The 3,705-nt window shown below is 70.9% G+C and carries 2 protein-coding genes; both read right to left on the reverse strand.

The features are described from left to right. Positions 1–1,207, reverse strand: a 1,207-nt coding sequence (locus P3L51_RS35485) for a sensor histidine kinase (RefSeq protein WP_354609486.1), incomplete at its 3' end; no start/stop codon positions are given. Between the two features lie 142 nt (positions 1,208–1,349). Then, positions 1,350–3,572 carry an MMPL family transporter gene (locus P3L51_RS35490; RefSeq protein WP_354609487.1) on the reverse strand — a complete coding sequence of 741 codons (2,223 nt, stop codon included), beginning with the start codon at positions 3,570–3,572 and terminating at the stop codon, positions 1,350–1,352. Positions 3,573–3,705 lie beyond the last annotated feature (133 nt).

Here is a 3,705-nt window from a genome sequence, read left to right on the forward strand (position 1 = left end):
GGGGCAGGGTGCAGGTGATTTCGAAGCCGCCCGCCGGGCGGGGGCCGGCGTGCAGGGTCCCGCCGGCGGAGTGGGCGCGTTCCCGCATGCCGACGAGCCCGAAGCCGTGTCCCGGGTCGGGCGCGGATGCGGAGGCGGGTGCGGATGCGAATGCGGATGCGAACGGAGCGACATCGGCATCGTCATCGTCGTTGCTGACGGTCAGCGTCACATGGTCCGGAAAATAGGCGAGGCGGACGTCCGCCGTCGCGGTGGCGGCGTGTTTGGTGACGTTGGTCAGGGCCTCCTGCACGATCCGGTACGCGCTCAGGTCCACCCCGGCCGGCAGGGGCCGGGGCTCGCCTTCGACCTCGGTCCGGACGACAAGACCCGCGGTGGCGAACGCCGCCGTCAGTTCGCCGAGTTGAGCGAGTCCGGGGGCGGGCCCGAGCGACTCGGACTCGTTGTCCTGGCGCAGAAGCCCCACGGTCGCCTTCATCTCGCGCAGCGCCGACGCGGTGGTCTCCCGCAGGCTGTCGAGCATCGCGCCGGCCTGGTCCGAATGGGCGCGCACCAGGTGCGCGGCGGTACCGGCCTGGGCGTTGGCCAGGGCCAGATGGTGCGCGACCACGTCGTGCAGCTCGCGGGCGATACGCATGCGTTCCTGGGCGACCCGGTGGCGCGCCTCTTCTTCACGGGTCCGTTCGGCGTGGTCGGCGCGGGCGTGCACGGCGGCGAAGTACGCGCGGCGCAGCTGTACGGCACTGCCCAGGACTGCGGGCAGGAGCACCCAGGCGATGGGATTGACCGTCGTGAGCAGCGGATCGTGCCGGCCCGGGTCGGCGAAGAGACCGGTGACGACCATGAGCGCGGCGGTCAGGAGGGCGCAGACGCGGGTGTTCCTGCGGTCGGTGAGCAGGCCCAGCGAGTACAGCGCCGCGATGAGCGGGCCTTGCAGCAGGGGCGTGAGCAGATATCCGAGCGAGCTCTCGACCACGGCGCACAGCGCGGTGACGGCCACGACGGTACGGGGCAGGCTCCGGCGCCAGTAGAGGGCGGCACAGCCGATCACCGACAGCAGCACCGCGGGCCAGATACCGGCCCGCGTGTCGAAGACCAGGCCGGTGAACACGCTTCCGCCGATGGAGAACGCCAACAGCCCCAGGACCACCATGAGGTCCACCCGGCGGGGAGGCGCGCCCGCGCGGCCCCATGACTGTGGGTTCATCGGTCTCACTTCCGGTCGGTCCTGCGGTGCGATCCGGCGGACAGGGCCTGGGGCCTGTCCGCCGGATACCGGGTCGGGTTCGGTCGGGGTCGAGGTCGGTTCGGTCGACTTCGGTCGGGGTCGGGGTCGGGGTCGGGGTCGTTCACATACGTACCGGCTCCATGGTCTCGTCGTGCCGCTCGACCGCAGGTGGCGGCGACTGGAGTGCCGCGCCTTCCACATCGACGTTCGGCAACAACTTGTCGAGCCGGCGGGGCAGCCACCAGGCGCGGTCGCCGAGCAACGCGAGCACCGCGGGCACGAGTGCCATGCGGACCACGAAGGCGTCGAAGAGCACGGCGACGGCGAGACCGAATCCGATGCTCTTGATCATCGGCTCGGTGGAGGCGATGAAGGCGGAGAACACGGCGATCATGATGAGCGCGGCGGCGACGACGACGCGCGCGCTGTGGCGGAATCCGGTGACGACCGCCTCGGCCGGCCGGTCCCCGTGCACGTAAGCCTCCCGCATGCGGGCCACGAGGAAGACCTCGTAGTCCATGGCGAGACCGAAGACGATGCCCACCAGGAAGATCGGCATGAGGCTCATGATCGGGCCGGCCTGCTCGACACCGAGCAGTTCGGCGCCCCAGCCCCACTGGAAGACCGCCACGACGGAGCCGAGAGCGGCCAGGACGGAGAGCAGGAACCCTAGGGCGGCCTTGACGGGGACGAGTACGGAGCGGAAGACGACGAGCAGCAGGACGAAGGCCAGGCCGACGATGACGGCGAGGTACGGGATCAACGCGTCCTGAAGCGCTTGGGCGACATCGATGTTCATCGCCGTACTGCCGGTCACCTCGAACGTGGCGCCGCTGGACACCTCGATCGCGGAACGTTCGCCGCGGATGGTGTGGACGAGATCCTTCGTCGTCTCCTCGCTCGGGCCGTCGGCCGGCACGGCGGAGAAGATCGCGGTGTCGCCCGAGGGGTTGAACCGGGCGGGCGAGACGGAGACGACCCCTTCGGTGCCGCCGACCTCCTTGGTGATCGTGGCGACGGCGGCCTTCGCGTCGGGGGCGCCCTCGGCGTCCACCACGACGGTCAGCGGACCGTTGAAGCCGGCGCCGAAGCCGTCGGCGAGCGCGTCGTAGGCGCGGCGTTCGGTCGTGGAGACCGGCTTGGACTCCTCGCCGGGCATGCCCATCCGCAGATCCGTCGCCGGCAGGGCGAGGGCTCCGAGGGCGGCGACACCGACCAGCAGGACCGCGACCGGGCGGCGCAGTACGAAACGGGCCCAGCGGGTACCGCCGTTGACTGCCGGAATGCCGCTTCTCGCGTGTGTCTCGCGGGCCTTGCGGGTCTTGCGGGTCTTGCGTGAGAGGACCGCGTCCGGCCAGAACCCGAGCAGCGCCGGGACCAGCGTCAGCGCGACGAGTACGGCGATCACGACCGCTCCGGCCGCGGCGAGGCCCATCTTGGTCAGCATGGGCACTCCGACCACCGTGAGACCGGCGAGCGCGATGACGACCGTGAGCCCGGCGAAGACGACCGCCGAACCGGCGGTTCCCGCCGCGAGCCCGGCCGCCTCCTGCGGCGTACGCCCCTTGGCCCGTTCCTCGCGGTAGCGCGAGACGACGAACAGCGCGTAGTCGATACCGACCGCGAGCCCCAGCATGGAGGCCAGCGTGCCGGTCGTGAGGGACAGCCCGAAGGTGCTGCCCAGGGCCAGGATCGAGGCCATGCTGATGCCGACACCGATGACCGCGGTGAGCAACGGCAGCCCGGCCGCGGCCAGCGAACCGAACGTGACCAGCAGTACGACAGCCGCGAGAGCCACACCCATGCCCTCCGCCATGCCGCCCGCGGCGGGCTGGGTCGCGAGCGCGGTTCCGCCCGCCTCGACCGTCAAGCCCCGCTGCTGCGCGACGTCGATCGCGTTCTCCAGCGTGCTCTTGGTGGCGTCGGTGAGGTCGTCCGCCTTCACCTTGTAACCGACGGTCGCGTACGCGGTCGAGGCGTCCTCGCTCACCGCGTCGGCCCGGAAGGGACTCACCGCCCGGTCGACCTGGGCACCCCCGCCGACCTCTGCCACGAGTTCGTCGATGACCGCCCGGTGGTCGGCCGCGGTGATCTTCTGTCCGTCGGGGGCCACGAAGACGATCCGGGCGTCGGCCCCCTCGGAGTTCGATCCGGGGAAGCGCTGCTCCATCAGATCGAAGGCACTCTGCGCCTCGATCCCCGGCATGAAGGAGCCGTCCTCCTTGGCGGCGGGCGCCGTGGCGGCGCCGGCACCGACGGCGAGGAGGAGGGCCACCCACACGAGGAGGACGGACCAGCGCCGCCGGAAGGCCGTACGGCCCAGGCGGTAGAGGAAAGTAGCCACGAGTTCGGGGTCTCCAGATCTGATCTTGGGTAGAACCCCAGCCTGGCTGCCCGCCCCTCCTCCCGGCATCGTGCGCCTGCTCCCACTTCCCCCTGCTGAAATCGCACGAGCCACACCCTGTCTCTTATACACA

It is taken from the genome of Streptomyces panacea, assembly GCF_040560175.1.
In the GTDB taxonomy this organism is placed as follows: domain Bacteria; phylum Actinomycetota; class Actinomycetes; order Streptomycetales; family Streptomycetaceae; genus Streptomyces; species Streptomyces panacea.